The organism is Funiculus sociatus GB2-C1 (assembly GCF_039962115.1).
Classification (GTDB): Bacteria; Cyanobacteriota; Cyanobacteriia; order Cyanobacteriales; family FACHB-T130; genus Funiculus; species Funiculus sociatus.
In genome coordinates this window covers 161,446-182,585 of the sequence record NZ_JAMPKJ010000003.1, presented here as the reverse complement: position 1 = coordinate 182,585, position 21,140 = coordinate 161,446, and the positions used below count along the sequence as shown (strand labels likewise).

Below are 21,140 nucleotides of genomic sequence, written 5' to 3'. Positions count from 1 at the left end.
CTAGCGTTTGCCGTTCCTCATTTGTCAGGGAAACAATATATCGTTTGGCTGGCATTGTTTATGGGTTGCTTACATTTCTATTATCCGTCAATTCTTTTTTGACAGACCACTAGGTATCAGGAAAGGAGAAGCGTGAAGCGATCGCTTTTTCACCGTCAATCCCTCCCAACTTTTCCAGTAACACTTGCCACGCCTCAATCTGCTGCTGTAACTGCTATTCGGGCGATCGCTTTTAGCTATCCTGTCGGGATGCGATTCCCGACAGGATAGTTACGCTTCATGCACCATTTTTTAAGGCTATGCGGAATTAAGCGATCGCAAAGTGAAGTAGTTTGATGTATCACTTAAGCCCTAAATTATTCCTTCCGTACTTTCAAAGTATCCGTTAATACAGGAAAGCCCCAGTCGAGTAAAGAAAGTTGCTGCATTGTTAAACAATCATGCTTTGTTGCCATGCCACCTAAAAAAGAAAACAATGGATGTGGATGTGCGAGTATTCCATTTTCATTAATCATCGTTTTGTTAGGTGTTGGTTATTGGGGCTTTAGGCATCTAGATAAACTAGATATCAGTAAATTTTTGCCTAATAATCAACAACCAACCGCTCCTATTTTGACTTCTGCGCCTAGCCAGGACATACCTGTTGCCAATTCTCCCCTTCCGAAAGCGATTCCGACTGCGACACCAACCGCCAATCCTCCTCTTCCGAAAGCGATTCCGATTGCGACACCAACAACCAAGCCACAAGTTCTACCATTACCCGTAACCCCCAAGAAATCGCCATCACCTCAGACTCCTTGGGAGAAAAAGGAAATAAGGGGAATTTATTTAAGTCGGTATCAGGCGACTAATAATGCTAGCGAAAAAATGATTCGCGAACGAGTTCGTTATTATCGCGCTCAAGGAATAAATACCATTATTCATGGGGTGTGGGGAAATGGTTGCACGATGTACAACAGTAATGTCATGCAGCAAACATTCGGATACAAAAGCTGTCCTAACCAATTTCAAGAGCAATGGTTGGATTGGTTGATTGATGAGGCACACAAGCAGGGAATGCAAGTTCACGCCTATTTTGAAAAGGGGATTAAAATTGATAAAAATAGCCCAATTTTTGATTTAGCAATTTCTAAACGATGGATTGTGGCAGGGGTCGATAAAACCTACGCTGGCATCGAGCATTATGTACTGGATGTGGAGATTCCAGAGGTTGCTAATTTATTCAGAACAATCTCAGTAGAGTTCGTCAAAAAGTATCCAACCATCGATGCAGTTCAGTGGGATGATTACCTAGGTTATCATGCTGAATTACCCGGCAAAGTTGATCGCACGGCGCATTTAACTAAATTTGTGCGGCAAATGAGAGCTGACATAAAAAAAGCGAACTCAAGGGTTAGTTTCGACCTTTGCCATCATAATCCTTATTGGGGTAAACGTTATTTTGCGGCTGATTGGGAAAATTGGAATGTTGATCGAGTTTTTATTCAAATTTATAACGATGCGAATTTTACCCAAGAACTAGATTATGCGGAAAATTATGCGGGAGTAGCTATTTCAGATAAGCAGTTATCTCGTTTAAAAGCATTGGTTAATAACCCCAAAATCAAGAGTATTTTAGTGTTTCCCTCCACTGGAAAACCAGAAGAGACTGCTGCTCTTGTCAAGAAGTTAACTCCAACGAGTAAATAGGGTAAGAATATAATAGATTTGCTGAAATAATTAGGCAAGGGAGTCTGCGCTGGGAGAAATGCTTACAACTTTCAACAAGCTGTCGTCACACACGCAGATAGGAGCGCGATCGCTACCTGAGTTTTTCCCGCTTTGTTCATTTTTATCAAAGTGACGGCGCTGAGGTAAATTCTGCCCAATTTAGCTGACTCAATGCCATCTCTAATATTTTGTAATTCTTTTTAACTGTATGATGCTAAAGCGGTACCATAACACCATAGCTGGTATTGGTGAACCTACAGCAATTTCTGTATATGGTGGATAAAGAAGGAATAGATTCTTAATCCGTAACCTTAATTAATCCTCTTTGCAGGGCATCAAAAACACGCTTAATTTGCAAATGATCTGTTTCGTTGTAGCATTTTTTTGATAAAAATGCGGACATGAGTAACCTTTGGTCAGTGCGCGTAATCTGCCGAAAGGCGAAAATGCGCTCAACAATTTGTTCTACTGATACTTTAGGTAGAGAGCGTTGGGATATCATCATTCTACGGGCAGATATTTTTGTATAAATCAAAACTCAGTATATTTTAAGTATGCAATATTTCTTTACAAATGTGGGCGATCGCGATCATAGAAAGGCTGTAATATTTTCCTGAAAAATCCGTGATTCCCATCATTGACAAATAACGCGGAGTTTAAATAAAGTCAGTAATTTCCCGGTAAAATAGCTTGGCGTTGCAGCAAGAAGGCAAAAACAATGGCTCAGGCTCGTATTGGGATTATAGGTGGTAGTGGTCTTTACAAAATGGAAGCGCTCAAAGATGTGGAAGAGGTGCAAATCTCTACACCTTTTGGCTTTCCCTCTGATGCGTTGATATTGGGAACTTTAGATGGAACGCGAGTGGCTTTCCTGGCCCGTCACGGTCGAAATCACACGCTTTTGCCGTCTGAGTTGCCATTTCGAGCGAATATCCACGCCATGAAGCAGCTAGGGGTCGAATATCTGATTTCTGCTTCCGCTGTTGGTTCCTTGAAGGAAGAAGCTAAACCTTTGGACATGGTAGTACCGGATCAATTTATTGACAGGACAAAAAATCGAGTTTCCACTTTTTTCGGAGAAGGAATTGTAGCGCACATTGCTTTTGCCGATCCGGTGTGTAATAAATTGGCTCTTGTTGTGGCGGATGCGATCGCATCCCTAAATTTACCAGATGTCACCCTCCATCGCGGCGGTACGTATGTCTGCATGGAAGGGCCAGCGTTTTCTACTAAAGCTGAATCCCATCTTTACCGTAGTTGGGGCGCGACAATTATTGGGATGACAAATTTACCGGAGGCGAAGTTAGCTAGAGAAGCTGAAATTGCCTATGCAACTTTAGCCTTAGTTACAGATTACGATTGTTGGCACCCAGATCACGATAGCGTAACCGTAGAAATGGTGATTGCTAATCTGCAACGCAATGCAGCGAATGCTCAAAAAGTAATTCAAGAAACTGTCCGCCGTCTAAGTGAAAATCCTCCAGTTTCTGATGCTCATTCTGCTTTGAAGTATGCAATTTTAACTCGCCTGGATAATGTTCCGGCGGAAACTAAGGAGAAGATGGAGTTGCTTTTGAAAAAGTATTTGTAAAGATGTAAGAACGACTAAAGACACGGCTAGACAAAACTTAGCCCGCGCAGGGAGCTAAGAAAATAAAATAGTAAATGTAGGTTAGGTTTTGAACCCTTAAAACCTAACCTACATTTATTCTTAACTTCTATCTTCTCTTGGCGTTCTTCGTGTCTTCCTGGTTCATAAAAACAACCACAATTTCAAGAATGAAGATGCAAGGACAGCTAAAGTCGCGACTAGACAAAGCTTAGCCCATGTGCAGACTAAGAAAATAAAATAGTGACTAGCCATTTAGAAGAAGTTATTCACTAATCAACTTTTTAAATTGAGCGTCGGAGCGAATCGCATCAAAAGCAGAGTCAGCTTTTGCCATTTCTTTATAATTAGGCTCAATATCAATTGCCCATTGTAGATTACCTATTGCTAAATTTACCCGGTATTGCACCGCATAACAACGAGAGTTGTTATACCGAGCTTCAGAAAAGTTTGGTTCAATCTTAACAGCCGCGTTATAAGATTGATTCGCCTCTAGATAACGACCTTCAGAAAAATAAGCATTTCCTTGGATTAAATAATCATTGGCATTTAAAATTTGGTTAGCATTGGCATCCAATTCTTGAATTGGCACTGCTAAATCAGATTGAGCATCTAAAGTAAATTCCGAAAGGTGATTTTGATCCTCAGAGTTTATGGTTTCAATTTGTGGATCATAATAATGGTTGTACCTCAGTGTTTCAAATTCTTGAGATACAATAATTTTCTGTTCTTTAAGTTCTCCCAATACAGCTTGAGCTTCTGAAATTAGGTTGTTTAGTTTCAGAAGACTGTCAGATTCTACTTGGGTATTGTCAGTGAGATTTTTTAAGTTAGCAGTTACTTGTTCCTCTAGTTGGGTGGCAAATTTTTCTCGAATTTGCTCTAATTGATTTTGGGTTCCAGAAACTATTTGGTTAATAACACTGCGACGTAGAAAAAAAACGCCGACAGCTGCCACAATCGGAAACAAAGTTAATATAAATAGTAAAGTATTGAGTAAAGTTGTGGTGCGGCTAAAGGCGCGGTCAACTTCCGATTGTACGCGATCACGTATTTCCAACTCAAGCCGCAATCGTTCCACTTCCTGCTGTTCCTGAACCGATAGGGTTGTGGCAGCAGGCTGAGGTTGGGCAACGGCAGCAGCAGCAGATAGAAAAAGGAAGGAAAGCGCCAGGGCAACTTGCTTATTGATCTTCATGAGAATACTCTTAGCTTTAATCTAAGTATTCCCAACGTGTGCCAAAACTATCAGGTACTAGGAAAATTCGTGCAATCCCCACCTATAGAGTAATTAAAGATGCCTAATTAAAATGGAAGTTTAATTAGGCATCTTTAATTTGATTCAACCTACTTGATAAACAAAGCTGAGAGTTGCCCAGGCATTGACATCTAAAGCATAGCTGTCAGAGGATATACCAATATTTTCTCCAGACACAGACGCGATCGCGTTTTGCTTAACTAACGCACTAGCTTGATGTAAATCTTGCAGCAAGGCCCGCGCCACGACTAGCGGGTTAAACAATTCGGACACTCCTTCGCGCTGGGAACGCCGCCCAGAGGACATGGCAGCAAGGGTTTGGGTAAAGGGTGCGCGACTGGCGAACAGATGAATTTCCGCAGGCCCTGCCGGGGCTGAGATCGCCCATTCCAATGATGGAGGTTGTGGCACCGTCAGAGTTGCCCCCGCCGGAATAACAACATCTTGTAGGGCAGCGGTTGCTGCCGCCGTCGGGTTGGGTTCCAGGGCATCTGGAGTGGGAAATGACGGGGGATAATAGGCGATGCCAGAGCCGCTGCTATCGATGCCGAGTAGTATGAAATAAATCGGGCGATCGCTATAGTTTTGAATTCGGTACTGGACGCGGCTACCAATTGGTAAAGTGGGGATGCCTGCAAGGGCGGAAAGTTTTGAATTTTGGGTATTGATTGAATCAAGATTAGTTTCCTGCGTCCTCCGCAAAGTTTCTCGTTGCAGCAGCACCTGTTCTGTAGGAGAAATCATTTCCAACGTCGCCGCAATTGGGAGACGAGAAGACCCTTCATTTGCCGTCAAACGCCATAACTTAGCCGCCAGCAGTGTTTTCAGTTTCGGCGTTAAACGATTAACAGCTATTTTTACCGCTTCAGTCGGTTCTCCAGCTGTGTTGAAAATCAGATCCCGGCCGGGAGAAAATAGTGCATAGCTGCCCGCCGAGTCGGTAGTCTCGACTTTGCCAAACAAATAATCTGCGGGTTGTTCGCCTGCTGTGACAACCGATGAGACAGAACTAACATTGGCAAAGGCACTGGTTGCATCTACGCGCTCAATTCGTTCTAGTTTGGTATCTAGAGCCACAGTCAAGCCGATATTCCGGGGCAATACGCGGATGGATTCTTGTACCAGTTGCCCGACTTGTAAATTAGACGTTTCTGACCCAAAAACAACTCGCGCCTTGGCAGTCAAACCCTCCTTAAAACGAATTTGCACTTGTACCGGTTGTTCATTGTTCGGAGTTGATAGTTGATTGCTGTTAACCACCAACAGAGAATTTACTCCGTAATATTCCCAAATGGGTGCTGGTAATCCTGCCAGCCACAAGTGTAAGAATTTGCCGCCTTCTTCCACGGCCGTAATCACACCATCCGCACCAATACCGATTTCAGGCGTCAAATTATAGGCAAGCGCATATTGCTCGTTACTTTTTTGACCCATTAGCTGGGGCTGTTGCTCTTTACCTACCAGTTGTTCGACAACTCCAGCAGCCCGATTGAAGCTAACCTGAACCGTCGTGGGTGAGGTTGCTTGCCAGAGATGTTGAGTTAGGGCGTAGGTGAATAATCCGGCGCTAAAACCGCCCCAACGCGCCTCAGTTGCTGGCTGATTAGGGCCAGCTGCCGCCAGAACAATTCCAGGCGTTTCGCCGGATAGCAGCTTGTTGAGTGCTTCTGGCGAAGACTTGAGACGCGATCGCAATTCTTCCTGAAAAGCTAGTTCCTCGTCGCTGGCTTGCTGCGCTAAGACCGTTTCCGGGCAAGTGCGAATCCGCAGGTTGCCCTGGAGGACGGTATCGCCGTCACTGTAACTGGTATCGAGTACCGTTGTCACTTGGTCAGTGGCAAGCGATCGCAACAGCAAAAACAGCGTCTCTTCCAACAAATCATTCGCTACTGTTCCTTTGGTTGACAAAACGCCATCCACTGGCACTAAGGAATTTTGGATTCTAGAATTTGGATTTTGGATTAAAGAATCATCTTCATCCTTCATCCTTCCCACGCGGCTACCGTAGCCGCTGAAGTGGAACAGCACCACATCACCTGATGAAGCTTGTGCTGTCAAATGCTCAAGGAAAGCAGTTTCAATATTTTGGCGCGTTGCCTGAGCATCCGTCAGCGTCAAAATATCGCTGGGGTGAAAGCCAAACCTGTGAATCAAAAGTTCCCGTTGCAGTTCCACATCCGTCACGCAACCGAAAAGAGACGCTACTTTCGTCTCCGTGGTATGGGGGTACTGGTTAATTCCCACAAGTAGCGCCAACTTTCGCCCATTCGGTTGTGCCAGCGCTTGATAATAGCGATCCAGCAGAGGCACCGCTAGGCTTTGATCCCCCAGTAGAAGAGATAGCGCCGTTTCACTTACGCCCAGCGCCAAAAGCGCCATTCCCGCTCGTTGCAGAAAACTCCGCCGCTTCAATCCCATATCAGCTATTAGCTATGAGCCATCAGCTATAGCCTATCAGGGTCTAGGGAATACAGATAATTGCAAATTGAAGATTTCAAATTTAAGCAGCCTCCAATCTCAAATCTCAAATCTCAAATTTTAAACTTGCAATCTCATATTTTTTTGCTTCCTCTGGTACCTGCATCGCCCTTGCCAATTCTGCTGCGACTTCTGGGCGAGAAAACTCTGGTGGTGGCAATTCACCGCGCCGCAACATTTCCCGTACCTTCGTCCCCGACAGGTGAATGCGTTCACCAGGAGCGCTGGGACTTGTCTTCGTCGTCGCCATCGTCTGAGTGCGCGTACAGTAGAAGGCGTGTTCAAACTTCATCGGCGTGATGCCCAATTCACCCGGTTCAAACTCATCAAAAATGTGCTGAGCATCGTAAGTTCCATAGTAATCGCCGACACCCGCATGGTCGCGTCCAACGATGAAGTGAGTACAGCCGTAATTCTTGCGAATTAGGGCATGGAAAATCGCCTCTCTGGGGCCAGCGTAGCGCATCGCAGATGGATTAATTGCCAGAATTACCCGGTCTAGAGGATAGTAGTGTTCCAGAATAATTTCGTAGCAGCGCATCCGAATCTCAGCAGAGATGTCATCGTCTTTAGTGACTCCCACCAAGGGATGCAAAAACAAGCCATCTACAGTTTCTAAAGCACACTTCTGGATATATTCGTGCGCCCTGTGGATGGGGTTGCGAGTCTGGAAGCCGACAATCGTTTTCCAGCCCTTTTCCTTGAACATGGCACGAGACTGAACGGGATCTATTTGGTAATTTGGGAATAAAGGATGAGGATCGCGTTGCAACAGCCAAACTGATCCTGCAAGATGAATTTCTCCTTGCTTGTAAACAACCTTAACGCCTGGGTGCTTTCCATCATCGGTGCGATAAACATTCACGGCCTCGCGGGTTTTGTCGTAGCGATATTTCTGCGTTAGTTCCAGAACGCCGACAAAGCGCCCAGTCGGGTCGTCCAGACGCACCAAACTGCCTTCTTTGAGATTTGCGGCTACCGACTCGTCCACCGAAAGCGTGACGGGAATTGACCACGGGAGACCATTGGCAAGGCGCATTTCCATCACTACGCGATCGTAGTCGGCTTGTTCCATAAAGCCAGTTAGCGGACTAAATCCCCCAATCGCAATCAGTTCTAAATCCGATGTCGCCCTTTCGTCTAGTTGCACTCTGGGCAAATAGTCGGCTTTATCGAGAAATTCTTGTTTTTGTTCCGGTGTAGCGATGCGATTAATTAGCTGACCGCCGTGAGGTGCTAGGCTCATATCGAATTGTAAATTTAGTTGCCAAATTATCCTACCAAGATATAGAACCGGGAGATAAGAAACCTAGCCCCCCGCTCCCTTCCCTAGTAGGGAAGGGGGAGCCGGAGTTTCTTCCAGCTACAAATATTTTTCTTGTCCCCTCTCCTAAAAGGAGAGGGTTAGGGAGAGGTTCTTCAAGTTTGCACTGAAAATTCCTCTGGATCGATTCCCCAATTCACCCAGCAAATTGCTTCCCGCGCTGAATTAACATCAGGTGGCACTCGCAAGGCATAAATGAAGCCTGTGCTGGGACAAGTCATTTTTAATAAATAAATTTGCTCAATATCCACATCATTATCAATTTTTAATAGTATATATTGCTGCCAAGTATCTAACTCTTCAGCTTCTAATTCTTGACAGATTCTCCCGTAGCCAATTCCTTGTATTAACACTCGACGAAGTTCGGCGTTATCCTCTTCTAAAAGCCATTTTGCTTGCCACTGGTTCGGGTGCAGTACACCGTATTTTTCAGGTAATTTCACACCGTGGTAAACATAGACGCTGAAACCATCAGCAAATTGAATTGCGGGTGCGCCTTCTGCGTGTAGGCGTTGCTCGTTGTCAAAGGAGAGGACACGAGGGCGATCGCACACATAGCAAACTTCTTCAAATGGAAAAATCCAACCACAATTTTTGATTAGCTGCTGAAGAACTTGCCATCTGTCTTGATGACAACTACACCCTAGAACTGAAATGAAGTAGTCTACTCTACCTATATTACTATAAAAATTCTCAGAACCCTTAGGAACATAATTGTTATAAAAAATCGATTCTTTTTTTTCAAGTAAATTTATTGTTTTATGATTTACCGCTTCAATAATATGCGATTCTATTGTTATTAATGACCAAAAATTTGCGCTGGTTTCCCTTAATAAATCATGTCTTATTTCATTAGCTAAGTTTATCGATATTGGTTTTATTAATTTACCTTCTAATAAGTGTATCATTTCAACATATTCATGAAAGTATGTATTCAATAATATATGTTTCCAACCTAGATAAGGACTATCAAAAAAAAGAATCTTAGGCTCTTCTAAATCAATTGCGTTGTAGGCGGCTTTTACTACTGCCGTAGCTTTTTGACAGTTAATTGGTTCAGTAGAGAAGATAATTCGCTTCCACTTTTCCCAATAAACCGGAATCAAAGCTTCTTGCTCCGGCGTGAGTTGTTCAATTTTAGTCTGTGACATCTGTTTTAACTTATTACTTCGTCGTATGCCGATAATAAAATCCCTAGAATTTTGTTGGCATTGCCTATAAAATATTCACTTAAATCAATAGAAATTACTTGCCCTTCTAATTTCAAAAATTTCCAAATAGTTCCGGTTGTTACAGTTCCATAAAGGGTTATAATTTGATTCCCCTCTCGTTCATTAAACAACTGTGCTGCTATCATTTCAGCTACGCATTGCCCCAATCCAGCCTTAATATTTTCATTTTTCGCTTCCACAATAGTAAAAACTGGAGCGCTAATAAAAAGCTGTTCGGCTGAACGGCTAACTAGAAAATCACAGATCCCATTTAATCCTCTTGCCGTATCTACATTAAAATCTACACCTGAAAATAAACTAACTTGATAATTTAAGCGTCTCCTAACTTCAATCAGGATAGGAGCTATAATCATTTCAGAACGAGCTTTTTCAGTATTAATAGCAGTAGCTAAAGGAAGATTCTCTTTAAGTGTAAAAGCTAAATGTTCGCTACATTCTACCGGAGGAACAGCCGCAAATAAATCTACTGTTTCGTTAATCGTTAAACTAAATAATTTTTTAAGTTCGCTTAGGGTGAAGTCACTATAAGCCATAGTTATAAAAAAAGAGGCAAAAGTAAAGTCTTTTGCCTCTATCTTATACCTTATTACCGTTTACTCAAACCTTTCGATAATTCCACCGCCGAGTACGATATCTCCATCGTACAAAACCGCAGCTTGCCCAGGGGTAATTCCGAACTGAGGTTCATCGAAAACAAGCTTAATGCGCGAATCTTCTAGGGGGATTACGCTGACTGGTTCAGCCTTGGAACGATAGCGGACTTGCACTTCGGCACGGATTGGACTGGTTGGTTCTGGGATAGAAACCCAGTTTAACCGCGCTGCGGTGCATTCAGGCTTGTGAGTGCTAGCGCGATCGCCTACAATAACCCGATTCCGCACCGCATCCAATGCCACCACATACAACGGTTCTGCCGCCGCAATTCCCAGACCCTTACGCTGTCCAATCGTGTAGTGATGGATACCTGTATGCTGTCCCAACACCTTGCCCGACTGGTCAACAATATCGCCTTCTTTCTGGGGAATGAACTTATCCAGAAACGCTTGCATGGAACCGTTGGCTTCCACCAAACACAAATCCATACTTTCCGGCTTATCAGCAGTCGTCAAGTTAAATTCTGCGGCAATTCGTCGGGTTTCTGTCTTCAGCATTTCTCCCAGGGGAAACATTGTTCCAGAGAGCAAATCTTGTGTCAAATCATACAAGAAGTACGACTGATCCTTAGACGAATCTACAGCCCGACGCAGCTGGTAAAGTCCAGTTTCCGCCTCATAACTGATCCGCGCATAATGACCCGTAGCAATGCGGTCAATTCCCAACTCTTCACGGGCATAGCGCAGCATTGGGCCAAATTTCACCGCCTTGTTGCACTGAGAACATGGCAATGGCGTGATACCCGATTCGTATCCCGCAACTAGGTAATCGACAATATTTGTCTGGAAAACATCCCGACTATCAACAATGTGATGAGGAACGCCCAACTGTTCGCAAATTGAAGCCGCATCGACCATCCCTTCAGAGCAGCATTGACCTTTACCCTTCATTAGCCAAAGGGTAAGGCCAACAACTTCGTAGCCCTGATGGTGCAGGGTTGCGGCTGCGACGGAACTATCAACTCCTCCGGAGAGACCAACGACGACTTTGTTCATGGAACGAAAATTTGAATGACTGAATTATCAGTTTTTTCTCTAGAGTAACATTTTGGTTGTTAGTCATTAGTTATTAGCAAAGGATTACTGGCAGAGGTATCCCGCCGGTGCTACAGAATAATGACTAATTGTGGTAAATTTACTACAAATTTTGCCGCCACAATTTCTGAAAGATAATCAGGAGGGCTGATTGGAAATGAGTAGCGATCGCCATAATCTAGAAACCAGTCGCGAGAGAAAAAGTAAAACTTCTTTCCTCCTACGCCTCCTAACTTGCCTCTTTTGGGGCGGATGTTGGTTCGTGGCATCTACCCCAGCTTCGGCAAGACCCCTCCCTAGACCACCGGATGTGATTCCTGGCTTACCTCCATCGCCAAATGTTGAGCCACCGGCTCCTCAAGATCGTTTGCCAACACTGTCACCAAATCCTGCTGGTAGACGTGAATTTGACTTTCAAGCACCGCCCCCAAGGACGCGCAACAGAAATAGAGAGGATAATTTCTTAAGAGAAGGTAGAACTTCTCAGCTATATGGGGTTTACATCAACGGCGATAGTCCCCTACTGTTAGCGCAAGTCCGCAGGATAGAACCGGAAGCTTTTGTGCGGCACGGCGGGGGCATGATCCAAGCGGGAGTATTTTCTGATCAATCTAATGCCCAGCAGCGTGTTCAAGCTTTGGAAGAATGGGGCATTATGGCACAAGTTAATACTTATTCTGGTGATGATGTCGATTCTCGTCCTGTAGAAAGAGGTAACGAAATTGATGGCGTAGCCTATTTCGTGGTTGTTCCGGGAAGTAAGGACTATTTACCCGATATTGCCGCCCAAATGATTCGGTTGGGCTTCCCAGAGAATGCTGTTGCTCAAAGAAACTCACCGCGGGGGCCGCACGTTGCAATTGGCCCTTTTGCAGAACAATCACAAGCAGAGCGTTGGACTAGCTTTCTGCGTTCTAATGGTATGGATGCGCGGGTTTATTTTGGAAGATAGATGGGGATTGGGATATTCATAGGTTACTGGCTGGGAAAATTATCTTACCAATTACCAATTACTTCGTGACTAATAGCTGAAAGGAAACTCACCTTGGTACAGGCGAAAAAACGGCAAGAACAAATTGAGCAAATTGTGGTGACTGCCCAACAAATGCGCGAAATTGAAGGGCGCATATTTGCGGCGGGAATGCCTGTGGCGGCTTTGATGGAAAAGGTGGCAAAGTTAATTGCATCTCGAATTCAAGAACTTTGTCCTTCCACCAACACGCGGCGTGTTGGCGTGTTGGTGGGGCCAGGTCACAATGGGGGCGATGCGTTGGTAGTTGCCCGCGAGTTGCACTTTCAGGGTTATGAGGTTGTTGTTTATCGTCCGATTTCTAAGTTAAAGGAATTGACTTCGCAACACGCCCAATATGCTGATAGTTTGGGCATTCTTTGTTATGAGCAAATTGAGCAGTTGCAAGACTGCGATTTAATAATTGATGGCTTGTTTGGGTTTGGATTGGGAAGAACGTTAGAAGGCCCCATTGCTTCTGCTATTAATCAGTTAAATGGGTGGTCGAAACTTGTAATTAGTATTGATTTGCCTTCGGGTTTGCATACCGATACTGGCGAGGTTTTGGGTACAGCGGTTCGTGCGACTCGCACGTTTTGCTTGGGTTTGTGGAAACTTGCTTTTTTGCAGGATCAAGCGTTGGAATATGTCGGGACTGCTGAATTGATAGATTTTGATGTTCCACTTGCTGATATCTGGGCAGTTTTGCGAACACCGAAATTGAAGCGCGTGACAAAAACTGCTGCGATCGCTTATCTTCCCATACCCCGCGCTCCAGTGACTCACAAGTATAAACAAGGACATCTGCTGCTGATTTGCGGTTCTCACAAGTATGGTGGAGGCGCAATTCTATCCGGTTTGGGAGCGAGAGCTAGTGGTGTTGGGATGCTCTCAATTGCAGTGCCGGAATACTTGAAACCATTACTGTTGGCAGAGTTGCCGGAAGCGCTGATTATTGGTTGTCCGGAGACAGAAACGGGCGCGATCGCATCCTTACCAGATATCGAACTTGCTTCATTTAGCGCGATCGCTTGCGGCCCCGGTGTAACAAAAGATGCCACGTCAGTAGTTGAAAAAGTTTTAGCAAGCGATTGTCCTCTGGTTCTCGATGCCGATGGTTTGAATATCCTGGCTGAATTGGGAACCATCCCGACATTATCCAAGCGTCAAGCTACAACGGTTTTAACGCCTCATGCCGGTGAGTTTAAGCGTCTGTTCCCCGATTTAGGCGATCCCACGAAAGACCGAGTGCAGGTGGTGCGCGAGGCATCTAAACTTAGTGGTGCCACGATCCTCTTGAAGGGGGCGAGGACTGCGATCGCTAATCCTTCTGGTTCAGTATGGGTTGTGCCGGAAAGCACACCAGCATTAGCCCGTGGTGGTAGTGGGGATGTGTTAACTGGGTTAATGGGTGGACTTGTGGCAGCGGCATCCTCAAAGGCATTGCCTCTAGAAGAGGTGGTGCAAAGTGCGGCTTGGTGGCACGCTCAAGCGGGAATTTTAGCTTCCCAGGAGCGAACTGAGTTGGGAGTCGATGCGTATACTTTGACACAGTATTTGATGGCAGTAGTGCGTGAAGGAGTTGAATAAGCGATCGCTTTCTCCTCAATCTTCTCCTAACGTCAGTAAATCTGCTTTTCTATCTACTACTAACCGCCGATTTTCTAGCCACTGCAAACCTAGCAAAACCTCGGTAATTGCTTTCCCAGCTAAGACCGGGATAGTCATCTCTTGATTATCTATAAAAACTGTGGCTTGGTAGCGATTAAATCTTACATCTCCCCGTGCTGTTCTCATTTCCTGTTTATCCAGGTATAACCATTCCAAACTCTCCACATCTTGGATATCCATTGCTAGCCAGTCAGTAAACCCAGTATCTAGCAAAGCATTAACTGTCACGACTGAACCATCAGCAGCTATCAGTTCAATCTCAAAAAACAGCTCGCCCTTCTCGCCAAAATAGCCTTGAATCATATTCTGCCGCAAGTCCCGGTTTCATTCAAGCACATTGCCAGAATCTCTGCTGTTGGGTGTTTCTGACGGGCTTTTTGGAGGGCTACTTCATGATTGGGGTCAATGAAATAGTCTCCGCTATCCGGCTCAATTAGAATAAACCAGTCGTAATGCTCCGCGACTAATTCCCGGTAAACTCGGTTAAAAATCTCTCGACACCGCTTGCCAAATGCTTCATCTTCAGCGTCGTGTCTAGCTATCTCTTCTGGAGAAAGTGGTGCGCGGTCGGGGAAAATTCGGCTACCGCGTGGCACTCGCCTATGGGTTTTCTGGTTCATTACTACAACTAGGTTAGTGGTGTAAACTTGAATATTATATCTTGAGGTAATGTGGCGCGATCGCGTAAAGTTAATGATTTAAAATTGACATATTTATGAAAGCGATCGCATTTTAAAATAACTGAAATAGAGTATTAATAAAAAAGTGATTATCATCGTAATGGGTGTTTCTGGCAGCGGCAAATCAACCGTCGCTGAATTGTTGGCAAAAGAACTGAACTGGGATTTCAGCGATGCTGACTCCTTCCACTCGCCAACTAATATTGAAAAAATGAGCCAAGGAGTTCCCCTCACTGATGCTGACAGAATGCCTTGGCTGCAAGCAATGCAACAAGCCATCGACCAATGGCTACAAAAAGATAAAAACGTAGTTCTAGCGTGTTCTGCCCTGAAAGAATCCTATCGTCAAGCACTGTGGCGAGACCCCGAACAAATGGAGTTAGTTTACCTCAAGGGAAGCTTTGAAGCGATCGCGCAGCGGCTAGGGTTGCGCCAAAACCACTTTATGACCAAAAAGCTCCTGCAAAGCCAGTTTGACACCCTAGAGGAGCCACAAAAAGGCATCACAGTAGATGTTTCTGGGTCGCCAGACGCGATTGTGCAGCAAATTCAGAGGCATCTTGGAGTTTAGATTCCTAATCCAAAATCCGAAATCTAAAATCTCAACCCCACGCCACCCTGCACCGAGACAGCAGTCCCGCCGCCGTTGCGGTAGGCATCAAAAGCAATAATCGCGTTGCCAAAAAGCACTGTATTGCTATTAGGAATAACGTAATCAATCCCAGGCTGTAAAGCAAAACTGGTTTTATCTCCTACAGGTGAAGGTGTTCTATTTCCACTCCCAAAAGCAACACCCGCCCCCAGGTAAGCATCAGTTTGCCAATTAAGCGGGACATCATAAGAAATCGTTGAAACAACAGCAGGACTAGCACCAATCAAAGCTTGTGCTCTTAAAGAAATAGGAGCTTGCAGCAGTTTATAGCGTACAGCAATCACCCCTCCCGCTTGGCGACCTTCTCCGAGATCGTTTTCATTAATCCCCACCGTAGCACCAACACCTACGTAACTTCCGTATGCTGCCTGAGCTGATACTGGCTTACCAAAGCTAACGCCTACTCTACCAGAAGCCGAATCAGCTACGGGAACTAAAAAGTAAAAACTTAAAACTAGCAAATAAAAAAGGCTTTTTTTTACCTTCTTCCTTTTACCTTCTACAGCGGCTCCCAATTCCAAAAGCAAACCCATAAAATGCCCCATTTCCCCACTCCTCAACGCCTATGAAGCATAAAGCTCCATATTTTTGTCGATTTTATTCTAATTTATCTTGAATTTCCAACCGTAAGGTGTTGTTGACAACAAGAAACAAAAAACCCCGTTCAATTTCTCTGAACGGGGTTTTGTCTCTCGATTAGTTTCTTATGCTGAAAAGTTACTCTCCAACTGGCACAATTACCTTATCAATCACATGGATAACGCCGTTGGTAGCTTGAATGTCAGGTTGGACAACTTTGGCGTTATTCACCGTCACGCCATCAGTTCCTTTCTTCACCTTCACCGAACTGCCTTCTACAGTAGCAACGGAACCAGAACTCAACTGAGTGGATGTCACCTTACCCGGAAGGACGTGGTAAGTCAATATTTTAGTTAATAAAGCTTTATTCTCTGGCTTCAGCAACTCTTCCACAGTACCGGGAGGTAAAGCAGCAAAGGCTGCATCTGTCGGCGCAAAAACTGTGAAAGGGCCAGCTTGTGATAGGGTGTCAGTCAAACCTGCGGCTTTTAGGGCAGCAGTGAGAACCTTGAATGAACCATTTTGAGCAGCTACAGAAACTACGTTGCCGTCCTGGGATGTGGTTGCTCCTTCTTTAGGAGATGGTGCCGCATTTGTATCTATCGGAGCCTTGCGATCGCTATTGTTGCTAGGCTGGCTGATATTACTTGGGGCTTGGGGTTTGGGCTTCTCCTGGGCAATGGCTGGCAAACCCATTAGCACACTAGCACTTACAACTGCTACTAGGCTAGCCAGCGGTTGAATCAAATTTTTACGATTCTGATTATTCATTGCTGAAGATTTTCCTGAAAGCTAGGAGTCTACTGACTTAAACTAACTTCACTTTTTGTTGCACTTCTTTACATCTGTCTTTAGGATGAGCTTCCTGCTGCTGTCCCTACAGTCGAAGCAACCCAAAATAGGAGAAATTTGGGGATCTGAAGTTGAAAAAAGGTTTGACTGATAAAGGTTATAAGCCTTAAAAACCTTCCGATAAACTCGCTCTTAATCTAGCTGTTACCAAGTTGCTAATATTCCTTTAGACATACTTCATAAGAAAGCATAAAGTTAGGCTTGCGGGTAAAGTTAGCTGAAATAGGAAATATTTCATACTTGGGACTCTAGACTTTTTCTTTTCAATTCAACCCCTCGCAATCCCTAATTTGGAGCGATTAAACAGCGATCGCTACCTTTTCCATCTGAGGAAGTAGGACAATTGTCATCTCATCAGCAACCGTCCTACAGATTGATACCTTCCTTGTCAGCCAAAATTTCATCAACTTAAGATAGCAAGCTGTAAAAACTATTTTTTACAGCCAAAAATATAAATTTATACTTTAAAATTCTATGCCTTTTGGTTATAACCTCTGATAGAGGGTACCAAGATACCGCAGTTGATATTCTGAGAATAACAAAAGAAAAAAATAAAACATTAATAACGACGGAGTTGAAAAATGGGAATTATTGCTTGGATTGTTTTAGGTTTAATTGCTGGCGCTATTGCTAAAGCCATCTATCCCGGTCATCAAGGCGGCGGTATTTTGGCAACAATGGGTTTAGGTATTTTGGGCGCGTTAGTTGGTGGTTACCTAGGAAGTATGTTCTTCGGTACGTCGGGAGGCGCAGCCTATGGAGCGCTAACTATTCCTAGCATTGCCTTTGCAGTCTTGGGCGCACTGGTTCTACTATTTCTCTGGGGTCTACTTACCCGTCAGAGTGCTTAATAATAAACTTTTTGAAACGTTAATAACCACGGAGTTGAAAAATGGGAATTATTGCTTGGATTGTTTTAGGTTTAATTGCTGGTGCTATTGCTAAGGCCATCTATCCCGGTCATCAAGGCGGCGGTATTTTGGCAACAATGGGTTTAGGTATTTTGGGCGCGTTAGTTGGTGGTTATCTAGGAAGTATGTTCTTCGGTACGTCGGGAGGCGCAGCCTACGGAGCGCTAACTATTCCTAGCATTGCCTTTGCAGTCTTGGGCGCACTGGTTCTACTATTTCTCTGGGGTCTACTTACCCGTCAGAGTGCTTAATAAAAACTTTGTTTTGTTGCATATAATAAAAGTCCCCTAGCTTGAACCTAGGGGACTTTTATTATATTCGTTAAAATCGTAATATCAACCGCTATTTTTACAAAATCAATAATTTAGATATAAAAATAATGGGATAAAATAGAATTGTGGGATTTAAAATACTTTATAAAAGTATTACTTAGTAATAGCATCAGCAAGCAAAGTAAAATTAAGAATTAAAAGAATTGCGGCTTGGCGTTCTGATTTAAAGCGAAAAAATGACAACTGCGGTAGGCTAAAAGCGTTAAATTGACCAAAGACGCGATCGCGTCTCTCGGTTCTGAAAAACTTGCAGGAAAGACAAAATGCTGGAATTATACCAATTTGAACTATCCCACTACTCTGAAAAAGTAAGGCTGATATTGGATTACAAAGGGCTACCCTACCGCAAAATAGAAGTAACACCCGGAGTGGGACAAGTGGAGCTGTTCCGGATGTCTGGTCAAAGACAAGTACCAGTGCTGAAAGATGGAAATACGGTAATAGCTGATTCTACAGCGATCGCTATGTACCTCGACCGACAATATCCAGACCGACCCCTAATTCCAGTTGACCCCAAACAAAAAGGCTTATGCTTGGCTTTAGAAGACTGGGCAGATGAATCAATGGGTCTGAAAAGTCGTAAAGTATTGTTTGGAGCAATCAGCCAAAATCAGAATTTCCGCACCTCGATTTTACCCAGCAACACGCCCGATGTGGTCAAAACTCTCGTCGGTGCAGTACCGGGTGAAGTGCTGAATATTCTGGGCTTAGGTGTCGGCTACGGCCCAGATGCCGTACAATCAGCAACAACTGACCTCAGACAAAACCTGGAAGCCATCAACCTGATCCTAACGGAAAGTCCTTACCTGGTTGGCGACTACCCAACACTGGCAGATTTGGCTGTTGCGGGACTGAGTATGCTAATCAAATTCCCAGAAGGGCCTTATCTCGACCTTCCCGAAACCCTAAAAGGTAAAGGAATCCCCGGATTTGCGGAAAATGTCGCCTACGAAACATTTTTCAACTGGCGCGATCGCTTATATGCAGATTATCGCAAACCCTTGAGCGCCAACACTACCGCAGGTGCAACCGGATCAACACCGACAGCGATTGAAATTGATTAGAAGATCATAGGATAGCGATCGCTATTATCTAAGAAACAGGGTGGGCAATGCTCACCCTACTAATTGTTTTGATGACTTTTTTCCCACCTAGTTAACGTAGGAATGAAACCCAACTACAATTATTTTTAACTAATAGCTATAGCAATCTTATTTTAGTTGTGAGGTGCCAACCCTTGAGATCCCCGACTTCTCTTACGAAGTCGGGGATCTCGCCTTCACGAATCATTTAGGACTGCTATAGTTACCTAAAAGTACGATAAACTTTGGAAGCCTAAGCAACAGCATTTATGTCAGATCGAACTATGATGGACAAGCCATTAGGATCGGTAGTTCAAGGTTCCCTCAGTCAGGGACTAGAAGTAAAACTGCATCCCGATGTTTCTGTTGAGGATATGCGGGTAGGCAAATTCTTAGTTGTCAGAGGCGTTCGTTCAGACTTCTTCTGTATGCTTACCGACGTTTCTTTGGGAACTTCTAGTCAGCGAATTGTCGCCGATCCTCCCAGTCCCGATGACACCTTTTTGCAAGCAGTCTTGGCAGGAAGTGGCACCTATGGCACCATCAATTTAACACCGATGTTGATGCTGACCAGAGATGCAAGTGAATCTGGCGGAACTTATGTGGTAGCTGATACAAATACCAAGAAAGGAAGCGCGATCGCATCATTTCAAGCGCAAACTAGCGGCGACATGGAGTTGCTACCAGTTAAAACAGTTCCCAGCCACTTTAGTCAAGTTTATGATGCCACTGAACGCGATTTTCGTGCCGTCTTCGGTTGGGAAGACGACCCCCACCGTCGCAACTTCGCCATCGGTCAACCACTGGATATGGAAGTACCAGTTTGTATAGATTTAGACCGATTTGTAGAACGCAGCAACGGTGTTTTTGGTAAATCCGGCACAGGCAAATCTTTTCTTACCCGCCTACTATTATCTGGCATCATCCGCAGGCAAGCAGCGGTAAATTTAATTTTTGATATGCACTCGGAATATGGCTGGGAAGCAGTCCGCGAAGGCAAACAATTCAGCACTGTAAAAGGTTTGCGCCAGTTATTTCCCGGACAGGTAGAAATGTACACTCTCGACCCCCAATCTACCAAGCGGCGAGGAGTACGCGACGCGCAAGAACTTTACCTCAGCTACGACCAAATAGAAGTTCAAGATATCTTTCTGGTGCGGAACGAGTTAGGTCTTTCGGAAGCTGCTTTAGACAACGCCAATATTCTAAACGCCGAGTTTGGCAACTCTTGGATTGTCCAACTTTTGAATATGACCAACGAGGAAATCCAGATGTTCTGCGAGGAAAGGAAGGGCCATAAAGGTTCGATTATGTCCTTGCAGCGCAAACTGATGCGCTTAGAAAATTTAAAATATCTCCGAACGGCTTGTCCTCACAACTACGTAAATCAAATTTTGCAATCTCTCGATGCTGGTAAACACGTAGTGATTGAATTTGGTTCCCAGTCGGATATGCTTTCTTATATGTTAGTGACGAATATGATTACTCGTCGCATTCACGCAGCTTATGTCCGCAAAGCTGAAACGTTTTTGCAGACAAAAAATACAAGCGATCGCCCGCAGCAGTTAGTAATCACTATTGAAGAAGCACACCGCTTCCTTGACCCAGCAATCGTCCAAAGTACCATCTTTGGCACCATCGCCCGCGAAATGCGAAAATACTTTGTCACCCTCTTAGTGGTAGACCAGCGTCCGTCTGGGATTGATAATGAGGTGATGTCTCAGATTGGTACCCGGATCACCGCTTTGCTGAATGATGAAAAAGACATCGATGCTATTTTCACAGGTGTCTCTGGCGGTGCGAGTCTGCGTTCCGTTCTCGCCAAACTGGATTCCAAGCAACAAGCTTTAATTTTAGGTCACGCTGTCCCCATGCCAGTAGTAGTGAGGACTCGTCCTTATGATGAAACCTTCTACAGGGAAATTGGCGATACTTGCTGGCAAGAAATGTCGGATGAGGAAGTGTTCGCCGCCGCCGAAGCCGCTAAAGCTGATATTGGATTTTAGTCAGTTCTCAGGGAAGATTCCTAACCTGGTAACTACGGACTTCTTCCCAAAATCAGTTCGGTTATCC

General features: G+C 44.5%; 21 protein-coding genes. 10 read left to right on the top strand and 11 right to left on the bottom strand.

The genetic code is table 11. The features are described 5' to 3' along the window. Nucleotides 1–132: 132 nt before the first annotated feature. The 3 genes from NDI42_RS03095 to NDI42_RS03085 all read left to right on the top strand — a co-directional run bounded on the left by NDI42_RS03095 (nt 133) and on the right by NDI42_RS03085 (nt 3,301). Nucleotides 133–270 (top strand): hypothetical protein, encoded by a 138-nt coding sequence (locus NDI42_RS03095; RefSeq protein ID WP_190459897.1) that lies wholly within the window; start codon nt 133–135, stop codon nt 268–270. Nucleotides 271–453: 183 nt separating this feature from the next. After that, complete coding sequence (locus NDI42_RS03090) at nt 454–1,689, top strand: family 10 glycosylhydrolase (RefSeq protein WP_190459895.1); 1,236 nt, start codon at nt 454–456, stop codon at nt 1,687–1,689. Nucleotides 1,690–2,428: 739 nt separating this feature from the next. After that, entirely contained in the window at nt 2,429–3,301 is an 873-nt protein-coding gene (locus NDI42_RS03085) for an S-methyl-5'-thioadenosine phosphorylase (protein ID WP_190459893.1), read from the top strand. Nucleotides 3,302–3,584: 283 nt separating this feature from the next. On the opposite strand, the gene NDI42_RS03080 is transcribed toward NDI42_RS03085, so the two are convergent. The 7 genes from NDI42_RS03080 to NDI42_RS03050 all read right to left on the bottom strand — a co-directional run bounded on the left by NDI42_RS03080 (nt 3,585) and on the right by NDI42_RS03050 (nt 11,568). After that, entirely contained in the window at nt 3,585–4,517 is a 933-nt protein-coding gene (locus NDI42_RS03080; RefSeq protein ID WP_190459891.1) for a TPR end-of-group domain-containing protein, read from the bottom strand. Between the two features lie 144 nt (nt 4,518–4,661). Further along, a complete protein-coding gene (locus NDI42_RS03075; protein ID WP_199311442.1) occupies nt 4,662–6,995 on the bottom strand; it encodes a caspase family protein in 2,334 nt (777 codons plus the stop codon). 106 nt (nt 6,996–7,101) lie between these two features. Further along, complete coding sequence (gene sat, locus NDI42_RS03070) at nt 7,102–8,301, bottom strand: sulfate adenylyltransferase (protein ID WP_190459889.1); 1,200 nt, start codon at nt 8,299–8,301, stop codon at nt 7,102–7,104. 173 nt (nt 8,302–8,474) lie between these two features. Beyond that, nucleotides 8,475–9,530: a DUF6745 domain-containing protein gene (locus NDI42_RS03065; protein ID WP_190459887.1), complete on the bottom strand. Its 1,056-nt coding sequence runs from the start codon at nt 9,528–9,530 to the stop codon at nt 8,475–8,477. A gap of 5 nt (nt 9,531–9,535) precedes the next feature. Continuing rightward, nucleotides 9,536–10,144 (bottom strand): hypothetical protein, encoded by a 609-nt coding sequence (locus NDI42_RS03060; protein ID WP_190459886.1) that lies wholly within the window; start codon nt 10,142–10,144, stop codon nt 9,536–9,538. A gap of 60 nt (nt 10,145–10,204) precedes the next feature. After that, nucleotides 10,205–11,260 carry a tRNA 2-thiouridine(34) synthase MnmA gene (gene mnmA / locus NDI42_RS03055; protein WP_190459884.1) on the bottom strand — a complete coding sequence of 352 codons (1,056 nt, stop codon included), beginning with the start codon at nt 11,258–11,260 and terminating at the stop codon, nt 10,205–10,207. 110 nt (nt 11,261–11,370) lie between these two features. Then, nucleotides 11,371–11,568 carry a hypothetical protein gene (locus NDI42_RS03050; RefSeq protein WP_190459882.1) on the bottom strand — a complete coding sequence of 66 codons (198 nt, stop codon included), beginning with the start codon at nt 11,566–11,568 and terminating at the stop codon, nt 11,371–11,373. Between NDI42_RS03050 and NDI42_RS03045 the strand changes: the two genes are divergently transcribed. Together NDI42_RS03045 and NDI42_RS03040 are read left to right on the top strand one after the other, a co-directional pair. Beyond that, nucleotides 11,562–12,251 (top strand): hypothetical protein, encoded by a 690-nt coding sequence (locus NDI42_RS03045; protein ID WP_190459880.1) that lies wholly within the window; start codon nt 11,562–11,564, stop codon nt 12,249–12,251. The two genes, NDI42_RS03050 and NDI42_RS03045, sit on opposite strands and share 7 nt — an antisense overlap. A gap of 153 nt (nt 12,252–12,404) precedes the next feature. After that, the gene (locus tag NDI42_RS03040) at nt 12,405–13,898 is read left to right on the top strand and encodes an NAD(P)H-hydrate dehydratase (RefSeq protein ID WP_199311457.1); all 1,494 of its coding nucleotides are present in this window, start codon (nt 12,405–12,407) and stop codon (nt 13,896–13,898) included. Nucleotides 13,899–13,913: 15 nt separating this feature from the next. On the opposite strand, the gene NDI42_RS03035 is transcribed toward NDI42_RS03040, so the two are convergent. Beyond that, the gene (locus NDI42_RS03035; RefSeq protein ID WP_190459876.1) at nt 13,914–14,282 is read right to left on the bottom strand and encodes an aspartyl protease; all 369 of its coding nucleotides are present in this window, start codon (nt 14,280–14,282) and stop codon (nt 13,914–13,916) included. Next, nucleotides 14,279–14,599, bottom strand: a complete 321-nt coding sequence (locus tag NDI42_RS03030; protein ID WP_190459874.1) for a hypothetical protein — start codon at nt 14,597–14,599, stop codon at nt 14,279–14,281. Before NDI42_RS03030 ends, NDI42_RS03035 begins: the two co-directional genes overlap by 4 nt. A gap of 145 nt (nt 14,600–14,744) precedes the next feature. Between NDI42_RS03030 and NDI42_RS03025 the strand changes: the two genes are divergently transcribed. Further along, entirely contained in the window at nt 14,745–15,230 is a 486-nt protein-coding gene (locus tag NDI42_RS03025; RefSeq protein ID WP_190459873.1) for a gluconokinase, read from the top strand. A gap of 23 nt (nt 15,231–15,253) precedes the next feature. On the opposite strand, the gene NDI42_RS03020 is transcribed toward NDI42_RS03025, so the two are convergent. Together NDI42_RS03020 and NDI42_RS03015 are read right to left on the bottom strand one after the other, a co-directional pair. Further along, nucleotides 15,254–15,856 (bottom strand): hypothetical protein, encoded by a 603-nt coding sequence (locus NDI42_RS03020; RefSeq protein WP_199311441.1) that lies wholly within the window; start codon nt 15,854–15,856, stop codon nt 15,254–15,256. A 172-nt stretch (nt 15,857–16,028) separates the two neighbouring features. Then, nucleotides 16,029–16,661: a fasciclin domain-containing protein gene (locus tag NDI42_RS03015; protein WP_190459870.1), complete on the bottom strand. Its 633-nt coding sequence runs from the start codon at nt 16,659–16,661 to the stop codon at nt 16,029–16,031. A 662-nt stretch (nt 16,662–17,323) separates the two neighbouring features. Here NDI42_RS03015 and NDI42_RS03010 point away from each other — a divergent pair. The 4 genes from NDI42_RS03010 to NDI42_RS02995 all read left to right on the top strand — a co-directional run bounded on the left by NDI42_RS03010 (nt 17,324) and on the right by NDI42_RS02995 (nt 21,073). Next, nucleotides 17,324–17,593, top strand: coding sequence for a GlsB/YeaQ/YmgE family stress response membrane protein (locus NDI42_RS03010; RefSeq protein WP_190459868.1), 270 nt, complete (start codon nt 17,324–17,326; stop codon nt 17,591–17,593). A 41-nt stretch (nt 17,594–17,634) separates the two neighbouring features. Further along, nucleotides 17,635–17,904, top strand: a complete 270-nt coding sequence (locus NDI42_RS03005; protein ID WP_190459868.1) for a GlsB/YeaQ/YmgE family stress response membrane protein — start codon at nt 17,635–17,637, stop codon at nt 17,902–17,904. A gap of 344 nt (nt 17,905–18,248) precedes the next feature. Continuing rightward, a complete protein-coding gene (locus tag NDI42_RS03000) occupies nt 18,249–19,049 on the top strand; it encodes a glutathione S-transferase (protein WP_190459866.1) in 801 nt (266 codons plus the stop codon). Between the two features lie 287 nt (nt 19,050–19,336). Further along, a complete protein-coding gene (locus NDI42_RS02995) occupies nt 19,337–21,073 on the top strand; it encodes a helicase HerA domain-containing protein (protein ID WP_348231361.1) in 1,737 nt (578 codons plus the stop codon). The last annotated feature ends 67 nt before the right edge of the window (nt 21,074–21,140 follow it).